Origin of the sequence: Nocardia sp. NPDC046473, assembly GCF_040645995.1 — a bacterium.
Lineage (GTDB): Bacteria > Actinomycetota > Actinomycetes > Mycobacteriales > Mycobacteriaceae > Nocardia.
Genome location: NZ_JBEYZJ010000006.1, coordinates 392,570 through 410,377, shown reverse-complemented (window position 1 = coordinate 410,377; position 17,808 = coordinate 392,570). Strand labels below are relative to the sequence as shown.

The 17,808-nt window shown below is 66.8% G+C and carries 18 protein-coding genes; 3 read left to right on the top strand and 15 right to left on the bottom strand.

Going from position 1 to position 17,808, the window contains the following annotated elements; genetic code table 11:
* Positions 1 to 4 precede the first annotated feature (4 nt).
* On the bottom strand, positions 5 to 322 hold the full coding sequence (gene uraH / locus ABZ942_RS23425) for a hydroxyisourate hydrolase (protein ID WP_357385291.1): 318 nt from the start codon (positions 320 to 322) through the stop codon (positions 5 to 7).
* The gene (gene uraD / locus ABZ942_RS23420) at positions 319 to 822 is read right to left on the bottom strand and encodes a 2-oxo-4-hydroxy-4-carboxy-5-ureidoimidazoline decarboxylase (protein WP_357385289.1); all 504 of its coding nucleotides are present in this window, start codon (positions 820 to 822) and stop codon (positions 319 to 321) included. Before uraD ends, uraH begins: the two co-directional genes overlap by 4 nt.
* Before the next feature lie 150 nt (positions 823 to 972).
* Here uraD and ABZ942_RS23415 point away from each other — a divergent pair, with 150 nt between their 5' ends.
* Positions 973 to 1,572 (top strand): nucleotidyltransferase family protein, encoded by a 600-nt coding sequence (locus ABZ942_RS23415; RefSeq protein WP_357385287.1) that lies wholly within the window; start codon positions 973 to 975, stop codon positions 1,570 to 1,572.
* Positions 1,573 to 1,585: 13 nt separating this feature from the next.
* Complete coding sequence (locus tag ABZ942_RS23410; RefSeq protein ID WP_357385285.1) at positions 1,586 to 2,617, top strand: XdhC family protein; 1,032 nt, start codon at positions 1,586 to 1,588, stop codon at positions 2,615 to 2,617.
* On the opposite strand, the gene ABZ942_RS23405 is transcribed toward ABZ942_RS23410, so the two are convergent.
* The 4 genes from ABZ942_RS23405 to ABZ942_RS23390 form a co-directional block, all read right to left on the bottom strand.
* Positions 2,614 to 3,708 carry an ABC transporter substrate-binding protein gene (locus tag ABZ942_RS23405; RefSeq protein WP_357385283.1) on the bottom strand — a complete coding sequence of 365 codons (1,095 nt, stop codon included), beginning with the start codon at positions 3,706 to 3,708 and terminating at the stop codon, positions 2,614 to 2,616. The two genes, ABZ942_RS23410 and ABZ942_RS23405, sit on opposite strands and share 4 nt — an antisense overlap.
* Positions 3,709 to 3,809: 101 nt before the next feature.
* The gene (locus ABZ942_RS23400) at positions 3,810 to 4,607 is read right to left on the bottom strand and encodes an ABC transporter permease subunit (RefSeq protein WP_357385281.1); all 798 of its coding nucleotides are present in this window, start codon (positions 4,605 to 4,607) and stop codon (positions 3,810 to 3,812) included.
* A 208-nt stretch (positions 4,608 to 4,815) separates the two neighbouring features.
* Positions 4,816 to 5,562 (bottom strand): ABC transporter permease subunit, encoded by a 747-nt coding sequence (locus ABZ942_RS23395; RefSeq protein WP_357385279.1) that lies wholly within the window; start codon positions 5,560 to 5,562, stop codon positions 4,816 to 4,818.
* A gap of 121 nt (positions 5,563 to 5,683) precedes the next feature.
* A complete protein-coding gene (locus ABZ942_RS23390) occupies positions 5,684 to 6,526 on the bottom strand; it encodes an ABC transporter ATP-binding protein (protein WP_357385277.1) in 843 nt (280 codons plus the stop codon).
* Positions 6,527 to 6,653: 127 nt separating this feature from the next.
* Here ABZ942_RS23390 and pnuC point away from each other — a divergent pair, with 127 nt between their 5' ends.
* Positions 6,654 to 7,370: a nicotinamide riboside transporter PnuC gene (gene pnuC, locus ABZ942_RS23385; RefSeq protein WP_357385275.1), complete on the top strand. Its 717-nt coding sequence runs from the start codon at positions 6,654 to 6,656 to the stop codon at positions 7,368 to 7,370.
* A gap of 70 nt (positions 7,371 to 7,440) precedes the next feature.
* Here pnuC and ABZ942_RS23380 read toward each other — a convergent pair whose 3' ends face one another.
* The 9 genes from ABZ942_RS23380 to ABZ942_RS23340 form a co-directional block, all read right to left on the bottom strand.
* Positions 7,441 to 8,184, bottom strand: coding sequence for a TetR/AcrR family transcriptional regulator (locus ABZ942_RS23380; protein ID WP_357385273.1), 744 nt, complete (start codon positions 8,182 to 8,184; stop codon positions 7,441 to 7,443).
* An 8-nt stretch (positions 8,185 to 8,192) separates the two neighbouring features.
* Entirely contained in the window at positions 8,193 to 9,734 is a 1,542-nt protein-coding gene (locus tag ABZ942_RS23375; protein ID WP_357385271.1) for a cytochrome P450, read from the bottom strand.
* A gap of 191 nt (positions 9,735 to 9,925) precedes the next feature.
* Positions 9,926 to 10,255, bottom strand: a complete 330-nt coding sequence (locus ABZ942_RS23370; RefSeq protein ID WP_357385269.1) for a hypothetical protein — start codon at positions 10,253 to 10,255, stop codon at positions 9,926 to 9,928.
* Between the two features lie 223 nt (positions 10,256 to 10,478).
* Positions 10,479 to 10,625, bottom strand: coding sequence for a hypothetical protein (locus ABZ942_RS23365; RefSeq protein WP_357385267.1), 147 nt, complete (start codon positions 10,623 to 10,625; stop codon positions 10,479 to 10,481).
* 64 nt (positions 10,626 to 10,689) lie between these two features.
* Positions 10,690 to 11,481 carry a DeoR/GlpR family DNA-binding transcription regulator gene (locus tag ABZ942_RS23360; protein WP_357385265.1) on the bottom strand — a complete coding sequence of 264 codons (792 nt, stop codon included), beginning with the start codon at positions 11,479 to 11,481 and terminating at the stop codon, positions 10,690 to 10,692.
* Between the two features lie 113 nt (positions 11,482 to 11,594).
* On the bottom strand, positions 11,595 to 13,709 hold the full coding sequence (locus ABZ942_RS23355) for a CocE/NonD family hydrolase (RefSeq protein WP_357385263.1): 2,115 nt from the start codon (positions 13,707 to 13,709) through the stop codon (positions 11,595 to 11,597).
* Positions 13,710 to 13,873: 164 nt separating this feature from the next.
* Positions 13,874 to 15,496 carry an AMP-binding protein gene (locus tag ABZ942_RS23350; RefSeq protein ID WP_357385261.1) on the bottom strand — a complete coding sequence of 541 codons (1,623 nt, stop codon included), beginning with the start codon at positions 15,494 to 15,496 and terminating at the stop codon, positions 13,874 to 13,876.
* Positions 15,497 to 15,634: 138 nt separating this feature from the next.
* A complete protein-coding gene (locus ABZ942_RS23345; protein ID WP_357385259.1) occupies positions 15,635 to 16,288 on the bottom strand; it encodes a TetR/AcrR family transcriptional regulator in 654 nt (217 codons plus the stop codon).
* 68 nt (positions 16,289 to 16,356) lie between these two features.
* Complete coding sequence (locus ABZ942_RS23340) at positions 16,357 to 17,754, bottom strand: lipase family protein (RefSeq protein WP_357385257.1); 1,398 nt, start codon at positions 17,752 to 17,754, stop codon at positions 16,357 to 16,359.
* Positions 17,755 to 17,808 lie beyond the last annotated feature (54 nt).

Here is a 17,808-nt window from a genome sequence, read left to right as displayed (position 1 = left end):
TGGTTCAGCTCCCTCGATAGGTGGAAAAGGCAAAGGGCGACAGCAACAACGGGACGTGGTAGTGCCGCTCCTCGGTGACCGCGAACGAGACCGAGACCTCGGGGTAGAAGGTGTCGACCTGTTGTCCGGCGAAGTAGGCTCCGGTGGCGAACACCAGCCGATAGGTCCCCGCCGGGAGCGCGCCGCCCAGCGCGCCGATCCGGCCGTCCGTGTCGGTCGTACCCGAATCCAGCTGCTCGGCACCGCGATACAACGTCACCGCGACGTGTTGCGCGGGCGCGCCACGCACCGCGTCCAGCACGTGCGTGCTCAGTGAGCTCATCGGGCCGCCGCCAGCAACGCGCGCAACCGGATTCGATTGATCTTCGCCAGTTCTGTTCGCATGACCCGCCTTTCGGTCTCGGCCTCGTTGCCGAGTCGTTCCTCGAGGATCGCGAGCAGCTCGCTGCCCGATCTACCGCTCGCGCACACCAGATAGATATGACCGAACCGCGCCTCGTAGGCCCGGTTTCCGGCCGCGAGCGCCGACCGTACCGCGTCTTCGGCCGTGGCGACCCCGGCTTGCTCCCGCGCCGAGGCCGCCGTGTCCGGTCGCTCGCCGATCCGCGGATGCCCGGCCAGCGCTCGGTCGATCTCGGACTCCGGCAGCCCGGCCAGCACGGTGTCGGCCGCGTCCAGCAGCGCGTCGACGCTCGGGTAGGGCCGCCCCGCCACCAGCACCCGCGCCCACTCGGGCGAAGAGCAACACGCGAGCAATGCCTCGGTGGCCGCGCCGTCGGACATCGCGTCGAACCCCACCAGGCCCGCCCGGTCGTCTGTCATCGGACCAGCATCGAATACGACCCGCCCGGCCGCCACCCGAAAGAGATAGATCACCCCCGGCGTGTCGCCGCAACGAAAGCGGCCGCGCAGGTCCGCGAGCGGCACTCTTCCGACACGCGCGGACAACGGTTCCGGACTACCGTCGTCACCATGGCTGTACCCGATCGCCCGGCCGTCCCGCCCGTCTGCGCGGGCATCGTGCTCGCGGCGGGCGCCGGAACACGCTACGGACGGCCCAAAGCCCTGGCCGAGGGCGGTTCCTGGCTGCGCGGCGCGGTGGCCGCGCTGCGCGACGGCGGGTGCGATCCGGTGATCGTGGTGCTCGGCGCCACCGGGCCCGATCCGGCCCTGCTCGACCTCCCGGCCGGCGTCCACCACGTCTGGGCGGCGGACTGGGCCACCGGGCTCGGCGCGTCCGTCCGGGCCGGGCTCATCGCCGCCGCGCGCACCCCGGCGCGCTACGCCGCGATCATGCCCGTGGATACCCCGGACGTCGGCGCCGATGTGGTCGCCCGGGTCACCGCCGCGGCCTTCGACTCGTCCAGCGGCCTCGCCCGCGCTGTGTTCCACAGCACACCGGGGCACCCCGTTGTGCTCGCTCACAAGCACTGGACCTCGATATGTCAGGAGGCCGTAGGAGATTCGGGCGCGCGCAACTATTTGTCACGCAAGACAGATATGGTGTGCGTCACGTGCGACGATTTGGCGACGGGCGTCGATCGTGATTACCCGGCCTCGTCCGCACGCTGATCGGAGCGAGCTGATGCGGGACATCGTCGATGACCTACTGCGGGTTTGGCATTCCGGGCGGACCGGTGGGCTGGCCACCATAGTGCGCACGATGGGCTCCGCGTCCTTACCGATCGGCTCGGCGATGCTGGTCGATCCGGACGGTGGCGTCTACGGCGCGGTGACCGACGGCGGGCTCGAGGAGATCGCCTACGAGGCCGTGCTGCAGGCCGCGCGCACGGGTCGGCGCGCGATGCACCGCTACGGTGTGGCTACCGGTGCGGAAGGCGCGACGGACCGCGACGGCACCATGGACGTGTTCACCGAACCGTTCTCGCGCAGGCACTTTCCCGAGTTTCCCCTCGTCGCCGCGGAGATCGCGGCGCACCGGCGGATCACCGTGTTCACCGTCGTGTGGAACTCCGACGCGGACCTGATCGGCCAGCACCTGGTCACCGACAAGAAGCACGGCACCGAGCTGCTCGCGCTGCCGGATTCGGATGTGTTCGTCGCGTCGTTCGCCCCGCCGCCACGGCTGATCATCTTCGGCGCCAACTCTTTTGCCGCGGCGCTGACCGTGCAGGCCAGGCTGCTCGGCTACCGCGTCACCATCTGCGACTCGCGCGAGAACTTCGCGATACCGGAGAAGTTCCCCGGCGCCGAGGTAGTCGTCGACTGGCCGCACCGGTACCTGAACACGCTGTCCGCGGCGGGCGAAATCGACGGCAGCACAGGCATTGTCGTCACCTCGCACGATCCGAAGTTCGAGATCCCGCTGCTCACCGTCGCGCTGCGACTACCCGAGCTCGGCTACTTAGGCGCCATGGGTGCGCGCACCGTGCACACCCAGCGCATGGAAGACCTACGCGCGGGCGGCTTCACCGAAGCGACCCTCGCCCGCCTGCACTCCCCCGCCGGACTCGACCTCGGCGCACGGACCGCCACTGAGATGGCCGTCGCGATCGCCGCCGAGCTGATTGCCGCCAAGACCGAACAGTCCGGGCGGCACTCGCTGCACAACAGCACTCAGCCCCCACTGAAAACCGTTGTCGGACTGAATAACTAAGCTTTCAGGCCCGGGTTCTCCGCGTATACCTCACGCAGTACCGACAGATCGAACAGCTGATCGGCCTTGATATCGAGCTTGGCCGCCTTCAACGCGGTGATGTTCTGCTCGATCAGCGTGTCGGTCATGGTCAGCAGCCCGTTGGCGGTCGCGTCCGCGGAGGTGACCAGATCGTTCTGCGCCTGCGCCTCCTTCGTCTGCTCGGCCAGATCGAGCTTCTGATCTTTGCCGTACACCTCGACCGCGAGCCTGGCCGATTCGGCCGGGTTGGCCACCGCGTCCTTCCAGCCCTTGATCTCCGCGACGAGGAACGCCTTCAGCTTGTCCCGCTCCTTGTCGATGGTGGACTGCTTGACGGTGAGCGTCTCGGCCGTCAGCGGCAGGTTGTAGTCGGCGAACAGGAAGTGGGTATTGGCGAATCCCTTGGCGGTCAAGGTGATCGGCTCGTTGGTCACGTAGCTGACCCAGCCGTCGACCTCGCCGTTGGCCAGCGGGGACGGGTCGAACTGCGCGGGCACGATGGTGACATCGCTGGGCTTCAGGCCGTTCGCGGTGAGCAGGGCGTTGAAGATCAGCTGGTTGGTGTCCTGCACCCCGATCTTCTTGCCCTTCATGTCCTCGGGCGTCTTGATCGGCTTGGCGGCCGAGCTGACGATCGCGAAGGGGTTCTTCTGATAGGTGGTGGCGATGATCTTGCCCGGCAGTCCCTCCAGCACCGCCTTGGCGGTGGTCTGCGGGGCGGACAGGCCGAGCCAGATCTTTCCGGTGTCCAGCCCGGCCTCCACCGAGGTGCTGGCCGCACCGCCCGCGATGAGGTTGACCGAGCCGAAACCGGCTTCCTTGAAATAGCCCTTACTGTCCGCGAAGTACTCACCGGCGAATTCGATGTTCTTCAGCCAGGACAGCTGCACCGCCACGGTGCCGTATTTCGAGCCGTCCGCGGTGGAACCGCCCGAGGCGTCGGTGGAGCTGCCGCCGCACGCGGCGAGCAGGCCGGTACCGCCGAGGGCGGCGCCGGCCAGCGCGGAGTAACGAAGGAGAGACCGTCGGTTCAGTGTCGGCCCGAACGAAGAGCGTTGCACGGGTGTCATGCGCCGAATCTAGGTCGATTGCGTTTCATTTTCTTTACTTTGACGTTCCGGATATTGATTTGCTCGAATTTCACCGCGTTTTCCGGGCAGAAGACGGGGGCTCACGACCTACCGGCCTCGGCCCCGAAGCGGGCGAGCACCAGATTCTCGATCACGCCCACGATCGCGTAGAGCAGCACTGAAACGATGGTGACGATGACGATCGACGACCACAGCTGGTTGTACTGGAACGTCGGGATGGCCCGAATCAGGCTGGCGCCGAGCCCCGTTCCGCTGCCGAGCCATTCGCCGAGCAGCGCGCCGATCAGCGCGCCCGGCACCGAGATCCGCGCCGCCGCGAACACCGAGGGCAGCGCGGCGGGCACCGCGACCATCCGCAAGCCGGTCCATGTGGACCCGCCGTACGCGGCCACCAGGTCCAGCGCCTCCCGCGGCGCGTTGCGCAACCCGGCCATGATCATCACCAGCGCCGGGAAGAACACCACGATCGCGGCCAGCACCGCGACGCCGCCGAGTCCGCGGCCGAACACCAGCACGATGATCGGGGCGAGCACCACCAGCGGCACCGACCGCAGCAGCATCGCCACCGGCAGGAAGGTCTGCTCCACCGCAGCGAACGACACGAACAGCGCCGCCACCACCAGCGCCGCCACCATGCCGAGGCCGAACCCGATTGCCGCGTCCCGCAACGTGATCTGCAAGTCGTCCATGATCACCTCACGCGCGGCACTCGCCCCGGGCGAGGTCACCAAATAGCGCCAGACGTCTTCCGGCGACTTCCCCACCCGCGGCCCAACCTGCGGAAACGCCTTCAAAAAGACATACCAGATCACCAACATCAACAACAGCGAAGTGAACAACGGGAACAAAAACTTCCCGATCCGCCAGACAACCTTCATCGCCCCTCCTCCGCGCCGCCGCGCACATCTCGTCCCGCTGCGCACAAATCCGTCGGCAAATCCTTACGCGCCACACCAATCCGTGCGCAGCGCACCCGCCGCGCACGGATTGGTGCGTCGTGCGCATCTCGTCCAGCCGCGCATGAATTCGTTGGCGAATTCGTGCGCACCATGCGAATTCGTGCGCGGGGACGCGGGGGTGCGGTGGTCATCGCGCCGCCTGGGTGGTCCAGGGGGCGACGACGCGGGCGGCTAGGGCGACGATTGCGTAGCCGAGGCCGGCCAGCGCGGCGGCGGCGAGGGCCATACCCCAGGTGCGTGGCACGTTGTAGGCCGTCTGGGCGGCGGTCAGTGCGACACCGATGCCGCTGTCCACGCCGCCGAGGTATTCGCCGATGATCGCGCCGAGCACCGCCGAGGGGGCCGCGATCTTCAACGCCGCGAACGTATTCGGCAGCGCCGAGATCAACTGCACCCGGTACAGCTGCTGCCAGCGCCCGCCGCCGTAGGCGCGCACCAGGTCGAGACTTGTTCGATCGGCCGAGCGCAATCCGGTCACGGTGCCGACCATGGTGGTGAAGAAGCAGTACATCGCGGCAAGGAACACCGTCGGGGTGCGGCCGCCGAACACGACGAGGATGATCGGCCCCAGGGCGAGCAACGGCGTGCAGTAGCTGAGAATCGCCAACTGCGTCGCCAACGATTCGATCTGCGGGATCAGCATGATGAGGATCGCCAACGCGATCGCCATCCCATTGCCCCAGAGGAATCCCTTCAGCGCGCCGAGCGCCGTGATCCGGAAGTTCGGCCCGTAGAGACCCCACCCGTCGGTGTACATGGTGTGCAGCACCGTCCACGGGCTCGGCACGGTGCCACCCGCGACACCGAGCGCCGCGAGCAGCCACCACACCCCGATCAACCCGGCGACGCCGAGCAAGCCGCCGATTCGCTTCATGCCCGACCTCCCCGGCCACGCCGCACGCAGATCGCGACCGACCGCATCGACTGTCCATGGGGCCGCATCCGCTGCCAACCCGGTCGCGCCTGCCACTGACAGCGCGCCGGTCGTTGTCCGTTCATGCCTGCACCGCGCCCGTGCTCGACTTCCCCGCGGCGGTGCCAAGGGCGCCGCCGGTGCCGGACTTGCCGAACAGCAGCTCCGACAGATAGTCGTGCAGCTTGTGAAACTCCGGGGTGCGCATCATCTCCGGGGTGCGCGGGCGCGGCAGATCGATCTCCACCAGTTCGAGCACCCGGCCTGGTCGCGGGCTCATCACCGCGACCACATCGGAGAGGAACACCGCCTCGGCGATGCCGTGGGTGACCATCAGCGTGGTCGCCGGCTTCTCCGTCCAGATCCGCAGCAGCTCCAGATTGAGCCGCTGCCTGGTCATGTCGTCCAGCGCGCCGAACGGCTCGTCGAGCAGCAGCACGGTGGGCTTCACCACCAGCGCCCTGGCGATCGAGACGCGCTGGCGCATACCGCCCGAGAGCTGCGCGGGCTTAGCCTTCTCGAATCCCTCCAGCCCGACCAGCTGGATCAGGTCCGCAATCAGCGCCGGATCCGGCGTGAGGCCGGCCACCTGCAACGGCAGCTTGATGTTCGACTCGACCGAACGCCACGGCAGCAGCGCCGAGTCCTGGAACGCGATGCCGAGTTCGTGCCTGCGGATCAGCTCGGCGGGCGTCTGACCGTCGATGAGCGTCTTGCCCGCGCTCGGTGTTTCCAGTCCCGCGAGGATGCGCAGGACGGTCGACTTGCCGCAGCCGGACGGGCCGAGCAGCGACAGGAACGTTCCTTGTTCGGTGTGCAGGTCAACGGAGTCCAGCGCCTCCACCGTCTTGCGACCGACTCTGAAGGTTTTGGTCAACCCACTGATGTGGATTCCGGTCCCCCCGGTACTGCTTTCCGCACTCATGAACGTCACCCTAGAAGGGGTCCGTTGCACAGATATTGCGAATCGCGACCCCAGATTTCGCAATCGTTACGCGAACCCGCGTGCCCGCCGGTTTTTCGATCAGCCCGAGCCGATATCCGGCCGGTGGATGACATCGGCCGGCGCGCTGGTTGCACCACAGGTGAACCCGATCATCTCGCTGCTCGACGCCAAGCTGCACATCGCAGGCTCGGAGATCCTCTGGCGCGAGGTGATCGGCAACGGTTTCGGCCTCGCCTCCGCGCTCGGCGGCATGCGGCGGCGCGTCTGGGCGTGGCCGATCGGCATCGCCGGGAACGCCCTGCTGTTCACCGTTTTCGTCGGCGGGGTCTTCAATACCCCGCAGCATCTGAACATGGCGGGCCAGGCCGGACGCCAGCTGATGTTCGTCGCGGTCAGCGTCTACGGCTGGTGGAGCTGGCATCGCCACGCCAACGAAACCGGTCTCGAACATCGCGGCGTCGATCCGCGCTGGGCAAGCAATCGTGAACGCCTCGTTCTGGTCGCCGCGATGCTCGTCGGCACCGTGGCCTTCGCGCAGATCTTCGCGCTGATCGGTTCCTATGGCCCGTGGGCCGAGGCCTGGATCTTCACCGGCTCGGTGCTGGCGACCTACGGGATGGCGCGCGGGCTCGCCGAGTTCTGGCTCATCTGGGTCGCCGTCGATATCGTCGGCATCCCGCTGTTGGTAAAAGCGGGCTACTACCCGTCGGCGACGCTGTACTTCGTCTACGCGGGCTTCGTGGCCTGGGGCTTCGTGGTCTGGATGCGCAGCATTCGCCCGGCGACCACACCCGACACCGTGTCGCTGGCCGCGACGCACTAGCGGGCGCGCAGCCCGTCGAGCATGATGTCGGCGACCCGATCGACCGCCTCGGGGTGAGTTTCGACCACTGTCAGTCTCGCGGCGCCGCGGCCTCGGCGAACAGCTTGGCGAGCGTCTCCGCGATATTGGCGGACCGGTCGAAGTGATAGCCGCGGTCGGCAGCATGACCCGCGAAGAGGTGCCAGGCCGAAGCGGTGAGCATGCGGGAGATGGCTTCCTGCTCGGGACGCTCGGCCTCCGGCGTGCCGATGTACTGCGTGACAATGCCTTCCACCAGTCCGACCAGCCCGTAGACGAGCGGTCGATACGGTTCGACATCAATGGCGAGCATGCCGGTCCACGACGAAAACTGTTGCCACAGCGTCTCGGCGACCCGGTGCCTGCCGATGGTGAGGGTGGTCTCGCCCGTCGAGTGCCCGTGCACCGGCCCGTTCTGGCCGAAGTGATAGATGTTCGGATGCTCCGCGGCCCAGCTCACCACTCGGCGCATGATCTCGAGGAACATCTCCTCCGCGGTCTTGGTCGGGTCGAGCACGAACAGCGACTCCACCTCGGCCACATAGTGATCCAGGATGTACTCGCGCACCCGGGCGTCCAGGTCTTCCCGATTGTCGAACTGCCGGTAGACCACCGAGCGGGCCAGTCCGGCGCGCTCGGCGATCTGCTGGATCGACACCTCGGCGGTCGGGCCGTGCTCCTCGATCAGCGCGACGGCCGCCGACAGGATCTGCGCCTGCCTGGTCGAATTGTGTTCGTCCCAGCGCTGACCGCCCGAGCGCCTGCGATGGCTGCGCATGTGGGCGGGCGGTTTCACGGATCCGACTATACGGCGGTGTCCGCGCGCTCCAGTTCCGGCAGGAACCGAGGCCGCATCGGCAGCGGGCCGTCCGGACCGCCGGTGAACGAGATCTGCCGTCGCACGCGCTGATTCGACACCGCGTCGAATTGCAGCTGCTGCGCGAAGGTGGCGACCACCAGCGCGGCCTCCATGCTCGCGAAGCCCGAAGCGACACACATCCTTTTACCCGCACCGAACGGCATGGTGGCCCGCTTGTGTTCGCGCTCAACGTTTTCCGGCAGGTAGCGGCTCGGATCGAACTCGTCCGGCCGATCCCACACCCGATGGTTGTGATGCGAGCCGTGGATCAGCGTGATCACCGTGGTACCCGGCTTGATCCGGTAACCGCCCAGTGCGTCAGCCGCTTTCGCCGTCCTGGCCAGCCCGACCACCGGCGGCAGCACCCGCATGGTCTCGGCGACAACGGCCTGCGTCCACGGCAGCCGATCGAGATCGGCGGCGGTGGCCGGGCGCGAGCCGAGCACCGAGGTGACCTCGTCGCGCAGCCGATCGCGGGCCTCGGGGTGCTCGGCGAGCATCTGCCACACCCAGGCCAGCGCGGTCGCGGTGGTCTCCATGCCCGCGCCGATGAACGTCATCAGCTCGTCGTGGATCTCCTGATCGGTGTACTGGTAGCCGGTTTCCGGATCGGACGCGTCGATCAGCGCGGCGAGCAGGTTGTCCTTGCGGGTGATCCGGCCCGCGCGATGATCGGCGATCAAGCCGTCGACCACGCCCTCGGCGTGCCGCAGGTCGCGCATGCTGCGCGGTTCGATCACCCAGCCCGCGGCCCGCATCACTCGCATCGGCAACCGCGAATTCCCGGCATCGTCGCGGTGCCGCCCACGCTTGTGCAGCCAGGTCGCGATGTGGTGCAGCGGATGACTGAGGTTGGTCATGAACCCGCGGCCGAAGAACCGCAGCAGCCGATACAGCACCACCTCCGACATCGGTCCGGTGATGTCGGTGCCGAACATCGTCCGCGACGTGACATCCAAAGTGAGCCGGTTCATTTCGGCATTGACATCGACCACGCCATCGCTCGCCGAGAGCTCCCGGATCCGCGCGACGGCATCGCGCGCCGCCTCCACCATCACCGGCGCGAACCCATCCACGTTGCGCTTGGCGAAGATCGGCTGTACCAGCCGCCGATTACGCTGCCACAGTTCATCATTCAGATCGGTCACCAGCCCGCGCCCGAACGCCACCGCGAGCATGTCGTAATCCGGGCTCTTCGTGTAGTTGTTCTGATTGGTCACCAGCACATGCCGGGCCAACTCAGGGCTACGCACGATGACGAACTTCGCGAACGGCACCCGGGCAACGAGCACGTCATCCTGCCCCGGAAAGTTCGTCACGTAATCCAACACCGTGTGATCGCGCACCCTCGGCAGAATCCCCACCGACAACTTCACCGACTCCCACCAGGTCACCGGGGTGTTGTGCCATCGGATGAACGTCGGCGCCCAACGGGGCGGATGCAACTTCGAATCAATGACAGGTTCAACGGAATCAACATCGGCCATAGCGGGCTCACCTTGCCTACACACTTACATGGGACGTGCTGTCCCACTCAGACTAGTGAGACACGGTGACTCGGTCAATGGGTGAACACCATCGCTTGACCTAGCCGAAAACAGCACAGCCCGGTAGGCCGTAGATGGCCTACCGGGCTGCTGGTGAAGCACAGATCCGACGAACTGCCCCGTCGGCGCGACTAGCCGGGCGCCTGCTGGAACCTGCACCTGGTGCCGACTACCTCCTTGGGCAGGTCGGCGGTACCGGCCGCGTTCTTTCCGTCGTATCTGCAGGTCAACTGTTCGCCGCCGACCGCGTTGACGACGGTGAACGCCGACATGATCTTCCCTGACTTCGGTCCTTTGCCATCACTCAGTTTGCAATGACCGGTGGCCTTGGCCGGCCCCCAATCGCTTTCGCCGGTGAGAGTGTCGCAGGTGTACTCCGGATTCGCGGCAGCCTGGGCCGCCGGTGCCAGCGCGGCCAAACCTGCGGCGGTGATCAAGCAGGACACCGCGAGAGTTGCCATCCTGGAAATGGCATTCGTAGCCATATCGTCCCCATTCTCTGAAAGATGAACCGCTGGACCGTGGTTGACGTGCGGCCGCCGGAAAGGGCGGCCTGGCATCCGGCTCAATCTTCATCAGGGTTCGATCAACACTATTTCGTATCCAGCGGCGTCATGGATGGGTCGGGCCGTCGTCCAGCCGCCCTCGATCAGCGTGTGTTCGGGGATCGGGGAGGTGGAAATGTCAGTTGGGTGTATCGCCCTCGTAGTCCATATCCGCCGCCTGATCTTCCGTGGTCGCCGCAGCGTCGTCGGTCGCATCCGGCTGATCGATGTCGTCGCGGTCCACTTCGGTGTCATCGGAACGGTCGGTACCGGGTTCAGTGGTCATGGCCAGGTGCATGCCCGGCGCGACCATCTTCAAACCGGCGTGGGCGACTGCGCGTTGGGCGTGTCTACACGACGTCGACGCGCACGCCCGTCGCGCGGATCGCCGCCACTGCGACCGGATCCGCGTCGGTGTCGGTGACCAGGACGTGGACCTGTTCGATGCTGCAGATTCGGGCCAGGGCGGTGCGTTCCAGTTTGTCGGCGGTGGCGACGACCATGACATGGCCGGAGCGGCGGACCATTTCGGTGGTGACGCCGGCCTCGTCGATGTGCCTGCATTGCGCGCCGCCCTCGGCGGAGATGGCGTTCACGCCGAGGATCAGCTCGTCCAGGCGGAGTTCGGCGAGGGCGCGTTCCGCGAGCGGGCCGTGCAGTTCGTAGGACTCGCGGCGGGCGACGCCGCCGAGCACGACGGTGCGCATGTGCGGGCGCAGCACCATCTCGCCCGCGATGTTCAGGGCATTGGTGACGATGGTCAGTTGTTCGTCGCCGGTCATGCCGAGGTCGGTGCGACCGGCCAGTGCCCGAGCTACCGCCGTGGTGGTGGTGCCGCCGTTCATCGCGATGACCGCGCGTGGATCCACCAGTGACGCAGCGTGTTCCGCGATCCGCTGCTTGGCTTCGCCGCCGGTCTGCCGGTAGCGGGCGGGCAGGTCGTAGGCGACCGAGGTCGCCACGACACCGCCGTGCGTTCTGGTCGCCAGCTGTTGTTCGGCCAGGGCGGTGAAGTCGCGGCGGACCGTCGCCGAGGACACGCCGAGGCGCTCGGCGGCCTCCTCCACGGAGAGCCGCCCGGATTCGGCAAGCAGTTCGAGCAGCCGGTTCCACCGCTGGGGGCGGTCGGTCGGTCCGGTCATCTCACACCGTCCCGGACCCGACCTGCTGTTTTTCTTGGCACGCGAACCATCTGATCACAGGCACGCTGCCGACCGTAGAGATTCCGGTGCGGCAATGCCAAGCGGGCGCCGCCTCAGCGGTGCGGCGCCGAGGCGCTTGCCAGCGGCAACGTGAGGAACGAGGCCGCGCCTTCGGTGCGCTGGATGTCGTAGACGCCACCCAGCAGCGCCGGATAGTCCTTCGGGTTGAAGATGTGGGTCGGCGCGTCGCCGGAGCCGATGGTCACCTGCAAGCGGTGGCCGGGCTGGAACACATGGAAGGCCGGACGGACCTTGACGTTGTACTCGGTCACCTGGCCCGGGACCACCGGCAGCATCGACTCTCGCGTGCCGGGATGGAACGCGCCGAGCACACTGCCGTCCGGTGCCCGCCACGTCCGGTCTTCGTCCAACGCGCGGAAGTTTCCGGCGAGCTGACCATCGGTCAATGCGGTGGCCGTGCCGTCCGGCGCGATGTCCTGCACCGTCACACTGAACGCCGAGGCGGGCGTGCTGGAGGTAGCGAAGAGCGTGGCGCCGATCGGCCCGCCCAGCACGGTCGGCTCGGTGAACGCGTCGGTCGTGTACTGCGGATTGTCCAGCAGCCCAGGCACATCCGGGTGCGCGGGAACCTGCCCGCAGGGATCGTCGAGGCCGGCCATCGTGGTGAGCAGCTCGTACACCCCGGAGAAGTTGCGGGAGAACGAGGAGTTGCAGATGGTGCCGCCGTTGACCGGGCTGAAGGTCACCCGGTCCGAACCCGACTGCGCCACCGGACGATCCGGCGACAGGCGGCCTCCGGCTTCGAGATACAGGTTCTGCGTGGGAGTTTCCCGCATCGGATAGGTGGCACTCTCGAGCACATTGCCGTTGACATCGATGGCGTGCAGCGGCGTCTTCGTCTCGTCGATGCCGTTGCGGTCGTTCTTCAACCACCGGTCGAACCAGGCGAGCTGAATGGCGTGCATGTCGATATCGGTGTTGCGCTGCACGCCGGGCTGCACGTGGAACCAAGGGCCGGTGAGCATTTGGAAGCGGCCGCTGGACGGCGCGTCCGCGGGCATCGGACCGTTGCGCGAGCGTCCGGCGTAGGCGTTCTGCAGTCCGGCGAAGGTGCGCGGCGTTCCGTCCTGCAGCAGGTCGTACTGACCGCCGATCAGGTAGGTCGGAATGTCGTTCGCCGCAATCTGTTCCACCACATTGTCGATCGCGCGCGACTCCCAGTACGGGCTGTTGTAGGCCTTGTCGCCGTCGAGCAGCGCGTTGAATACCGAGTGCCAGGTGCCATCGGCCCGGAAGTGCGAGATCAGGTGGTCGACGAAGACGCTGGCCAGCTTGTCCGGCTCCCGATACAGCCCGAGGATCGGATCGAGCTGCGGCAGCAGGGTGATCGGGAACTGCAGCATGGAGGCCAGGAAGGCGATGTTGTAGAAGCCGTCGTGGTCGAGCAGATCCTGGAACGCATGGTTACCGGGCATCAGCGGAAAGAGCGCCTTCACCGGCGAATCCGGTTCCAGCACACCGGCGGTGAGCAGTTCGCTCATCCCGAGATACGACAGGCCCCAGAGGCCGATCTCGCCGGTCGAGTTGGGTAATCCAGCGGCCCAATGGATTACCCGCTTGGAGTCCTCCCGCTCCTGCGGCTGCAGGATGCTCCACTGACCGCCCGAGGATCCGGTGCCCCGAATGTCCACAATCACGCTGATGTAGCCGCGCTTGACGAAGTAGTCGCCATATCCCGCCGCATCGCTGATCTGTTTCGCCACGTCGATGACGCTGGGCAGCGCGTTCTGCAGCAGCGGGCCGAGTCCGTCGTAGGACAGCAGCCGCACGAAGCCCGCGCTGTCCTTGCCGTATGCCGTCTGGGTCAACATGATCGGGAACGGGCCCGGCGCCGGCGCACCGGTGGCGTCGGTCGGATACCGAACGTCCGCGCGCAGCACCACACCGTCCGCCATCGGCAGCTCCACGTTCTTCTGCTCGCCGACGCCATAGCTCTCCGGCCCCGGGTTCCACCCCTCGGGTAATCCGGTGCGGGCGTTGGCTTTTGGAAACTCGGCGGCAGGTGCCGGATCCGCGAGCGCCAACGGTGCGGCCACCGGCAGCACCGAGGAAATCGCGAGAACGCCTACCGCGACCACGATTCGGGCCGCGGTCGCGACGAATCCAGGCCGGCGCGCTGCCTGCTTCAGCCAACTATCGGTCATCATCGTTGATCACCATCGATCCTGCGAGCGGCGATTGCGCCTGCTCACCATCGTTTCCGATTCGACGGCGTGGACCGCCGACGTAGCGACGGTCTCGGCCGCCATATTGGTAAGCTATATTTTCAGATAAAAGTCAGGTTGTCTACACCTGTCCCAGACGATTTGGCTCAGCCCGCGGTGAGGTCGCGGCGCAAGAGTTTTCCGGTGCTGGTGCGCGGCAACTCATCGACAAAGGTGACATCGCGCGGCACCTTGAACCGAGCCAGATTCGCCTTTACATGGGCGCGGACCGCGTCGGCATCCAACTCCTGATCAGGGTGTCGCACCACGAAAGCCGCCAGCCGCTGGCCGAATTCGTCGTCGGGCACCGCGACGATCGCCGCCTCGGCAATGGCCGGATGAGCGTACAGCAGCTCCTCGACCTCGCCGGGAAAGACATTCTCGCCGCCGGAGACGATCATGTCGTCGTCGCGTCCGTCGATGAACAGCCGCCCGCCCGAATCCCAGTGCCCCACATCGCCCGAGGACAGCAGGCCATCGATCACGTCCTTGTTGCCGCCGCCGGAGTATCCGGCGAACGACAGCAGGCTGCGCACGTAAATGGTGCCGCGCACACCGGGTTCGGTGACCACCTTGCCGTCTTCGTCGTAGAGCCGGACGGTACACACCGTCGGCGGCTTGCCGACCGTCCCGGACGCCGCCCGCCAGTCCGCCGGCGTGGCGATGGCGGCGACGCCGACCTCGGTCGAACCGTAGAAGTTGTAGAGCACGTCGCCGAACACCTCGGTGGCCGAATCACCCAGCGCGGCAGGCAGTGCCGAGCCCGCGCTGAAAACGATGCGCAGGCTGTCGGTGTGGTACTTCGCCAAGACCTCGGGGCCGAGGTCGAGGATCCGGCGCAGCATGGTCGGCACCAGGACGAGCACCTGTGCCTGATGATCGGCGACGTCGGCCATGGTCGCCTCGGCGTCGAATCGCCTGCGCAGCACCACCGTCGAGGCCAGCGACAGCGCCAGGATGAACTGGTTCAGCGCGGTGCCGTGGAACAGCGGCGCGGCCAGCACCAGCGTCTGGTTGCGCCGCAACGGAATCCGCTCCAGCAACGCGGCCGCCGCGAACGGCGACTTGACCTCGCGCGGTACCCCTTTGGGCGTTCCGGTGGTGCCGCCGGTCAGCAGCACGAACCCGCCCTGCCGCGGCGGTGGCGGCAACTCGGCCGTGTCGTTGCCCGCGATCAACTCGGCGACGGTCGCGATGCCGTCGACCCCGATGCCGTCGTGCACGGCGAGCACTCGCCGCACCTCCGGCGGCAACACCTGCAGCGAGTCGGTGAATTCCTGGTCGTACACCACGACATGCACGCCCTCGCGCGCCGCGACATCGGCCAGCTGCGGCCCGGCGAACCCGGTATTGAGCAGCACCAGCCGCGCGCCGATCTTCGCGGCGGCCAGCATGGTGTCCACCAACTCGCGCCGGTCCCGGATGAGCGCGGCGACCGTGTCGCCCGGCCCGAGCCCGAGCCCGGTGAAGCCGCGGGCCAGCGCGTTGCCGCGGGCCTCCAGCTCCCGGTAGGTGAGCGGCCCGAGCTCATCGATCAGCGCCACCCGATCGGGCTCGCGCCGCGCCGACATCCGCACCGGCCCGGCGATGCCGCCGAACTGCCGGACCGCGCGGGCGGCGCGCACCAGGTCGGCCGGTGCGAGCACATTGAGCACGCCGGCCCGTTGCAGCACGCCCACCGAATGCAGATTGACCACCAGCGCACGAACGGCACTTCCGATGGAGGACATGAACACTCCGTCCAGAGAATCGTCGACGCCCTCGAACAAGGGCGACGACTCGACTGTAGGAGATCTGAATCAATTCGGCAAGGCATCTTTTCAGATTAGCTTCGCGCCGAACCCGCAGTCGGTTTCGCTGGTTTCAGATCAGGTGAGTGCGAGCCCGGAGTTCACGAAATACGCGATCTCCTCGCATATTTCGTCCACGCTGACGACCGAATCGGGCAGCGTGCTCTGCACCAATTCCTGGGCGAGCGAGTTCACCGCGCCGATCACCGCGAGCGCGAAAAGATCGAAACGCCTCGGCTTGGCCTCGCCGCGCTCGACACCCCGCTCGGCTTCGCTGATCAACAATGCGGAAAGCAGGCGCCGTTGATCTCTGCGCCATTCCTCGACCGCCTGGCTCACGCCGACCACCTCGACATAACAGACCCTGGCCGATCGATGGTCCGCACAGGTCACCGACAGATAGGCGCGAAAGCCCTCGACCACCCTCGTCGACAGCGGATCGTTCTCGGTTTTCGCCAAGGCCTCCAAGGCCCGTTCGACCGCGTGCGAGGTGGTCCGGTTGACCAACGCGATGAGCAAAGCCTCACGGCTGCCCATATCTTCGTAGAAACTGCGGGTGGAAACATTGGCGACCGCGCAGAGTCGCTCGATGGACGTGGCCGCGTAACCCTGGGTGCCGAATAATTCGAGGGCGGCATCGATCAAACGGGTCCGCCGCTGCGCCACCCGTTGTTCCCGTGACAGCCCGCCGTAGCTGCGACCGTCCTTCGATTCTTCTTCCCGCCGTGCCACCGTTCGATGCTACCCGCTGACCCGGCGCGACCCCGGCACGGACATCGGTCCGCGCCGGGGTCGGCGGCTCACTTCTGCTGGCCGATGGCGTATCCGACCAGGGCCTGCGCCATGGGCGGCAGGATCTCCGACAGCGCCTGCCCGAACCGGGGTTCCCCAATGGTGCTCACCGGACTGGTAATCGAGCAGCCCTGCGGTGCCGCGACGCCGTTGAGCCGGTCTTTCAGCCAATAGAACGCGCCGGGCAGGTGCGAGAGGACACCGGAGATATGTTCGGCGGCGAATTCCCGGACGTAGGTCACGCTCGGCGCGCCCTCATTGCAGTACTTCTGCACCGTCGCGTCGGTGCCCGCGATCGGAATGAGCTCGTCGTTCTGCGCGTGATAGAAGTAGATCGGCACGGTCGGTTTCTGCTGTCCGAGTGAGTTGTCCGCGATCGCTTCGCGAATCTCCGGCAGGCTCAGCGGATCTCCGCCCTGGAAAGTGCCGAAGTAGTTGAATCCCGGGAACAGGATGGCGCCCTGCGGATGGCACAGCACCTTCTTGGACGCCATGACGAATTGCCCGAGCAGATCGACTCTTTCGCGCATCACCCGCTGCATTTCCGGATATTCGGTGGAGATACCGACGATCGCGGCCGAGATGAGCCCGGCGTAGACACCACCGTTGTTGTGCCGCACCACCCCGGCATAGTCGCCCGCCGCGACACCGCCCGCCGCGATGCCGACAATATTCAGTTCGGGCGCATAGCTTTCCTTGATCTCCGGAACGAAGGCCGACGGAATCGTGCCACCGGAATACCCCCACAGGGCCGCCGGAGTATCCGGCCCGCTCAACTGTGCAGGTGCGAAGTTCTCGGCGGCGCGAATACCGTCGAGGGTGGCCTGCGCGTTCATCCGCGAGGCGCCGTACGCCGAATTCGGGCCCTGATAATCGGGCATCGCGACCGTCCAGCCCTGGCCGAGGCCCGCGGCGATCGGGATGAGCGTCTCCGCCGCATTCACGTAATCGACCGGGATGGCACCGGATTGGGCCACATACGACGGAGCGCAGTACTGCGCGACGCTGTCCTCGGCGATCTGATAGGACAGCAGCTTCGACCCGCCCGCGGGCGCGGGGCCGCGCGGTTTCAGGATGGTGGTGACCGTCGAGATCGGCTCGCCATGACTGTTGGTGGTGCGGTAAAGCAACTGCCACGCATCGACATTCAGCTGCAGGATGCCCATGAACGCCGGATAGATCGCCCGCGCGCGCAGGATCTCGCCGGGCTGCGCCGCGGCGACCGCTCCCGCCGCGGGCTGGTAGAAGTCGTCGAGTTCCGGCGGCAGCGTGAGCGCGGGCGCCGGTTCGATCCGGACACTGTCCTGCTCCCCCGGCGTCGCCTGCCCCGAACCGAGTGCCGTCCACGCCGCCATCAGCGCGATGACGCCGAGGACGACGACGCGCCCACCATTGCGCACGTTCATCGAAGTGCCTTCCCGTTACCGCTCGTTACCGATACTGGTAAGGGATATTTTCAG

Bases quoted from the DNA above. Each gene is read 5' to 3' on its own strand.
- uraH (WP_357385291.1), bottom strand. From the start codon at position 322: ATGAGCTCACTGAGCACGCACGTGCTGGACGCGGTGCGTGGCGCGCCC.
- uraD (WP_357385289.1), bottom strand. From the start codon at position 822: ATGACAGACGACCGGGCGGGCCTGGTGGGGTTCGACGCGATGTCCGAC.
- ABZ942_RS23415 (WP_357385287.1), top strand. From the start codon at position 973: ATGGCTGTACCCGATCGCCCGGCCGTCCCGCCCGTCTGCGCGGGCATC.
- ABZ942_RS23410 (WP_357385285.1), top strand. From the start codon at position 1,586: ATGCGGGACATCGTCGATGACCTACTGCGGGTTTGGCATTCCGGGCGG.
- ABZ942_RS23405 (WP_357385283.1), bottom strand. From the start codon at position 3,708: ATGACACCCGTGCAACGCTCTTCGTTCGGGCCGACACTGAACCGACGG.
- ABZ942_RS23400 (WP_357385281.1), bottom strand. From the start codon at position 4,607: ATGAAGGTTGTCTGGCGGATCGGGAAGTTTTTGTTCCCGTTGTTCACT.
- ABZ942_RS23395 (WP_357385279.1), bottom strand. From the start codon at position 5,562: ATGAAGCGAATCGGCGGCTTGCTCGGCGTCGCCGGGTTGATCGGGGTG.
- ABZ942_RS23390 (WP_357385277.1), bottom strand. From the start codon at position 6,526: ATGAGTGCGGAAAGCAGTACCGGGGGGACCGGAATCCACATCAGTGGG.
- pnuC (WP_357385275.1), top strand. From the start codon at position 6,654: ATGACATCGGCCGGCGCGCTGGTTGCACCACAGGTGAACCCGATCATC.
- ABZ942_RS23375 (WP_357385271.1), bottom strand. From the start codon at position 9,734: ATGGCCGATGTTGATTCCGTTGAACCTGTCATTGATTCGAAGTTGCAT.
- ABZ942_RS23370 (WP_357385269.1), bottom strand. From the start codon at position 10,255: ATGGCAACTCTCGCGGTGTCCTGCTTGATCACCGCCGCAGGTTTGGCC.
- ABZ942_RS23365 (WP_357385267.1), bottom strand. From the start codon at position 10,625: ATGACCACTGAACCCGGTACCGACCGTTCCGATGACACCGAAGTGGAC.
- ABZ942_RS23360 (WP_357385265.1), bottom strand. From the start codon at position 11,481: ATGACCGGACCGACCGACCGCCCCCAGCGGTGGAACCGGCTGCTCGAA.
- ABZ942_RS23355 (WP_357385263.1), bottom strand. From the start codon at position 13,709: ATGATGACCGATAGTTGGCTGAAGCAGGCAGCGCGCCGGCCTGGATTC.
- ABZ942_RS23350 (WP_357385261.1), bottom strand. From the start codon at position 15,496: ATGTCCTCCATCGGAAGTGCCGTTCGTGCGCTGGTGGTCAATCTGCAT.
- ABZ942_RS23340 (WP_357385257.1), bottom strand. From the start codon at position 17,754: ATGAACGTGCGCAATGGTGGGCGCGTCGTCGTCCTCGGCGTCATCGCG.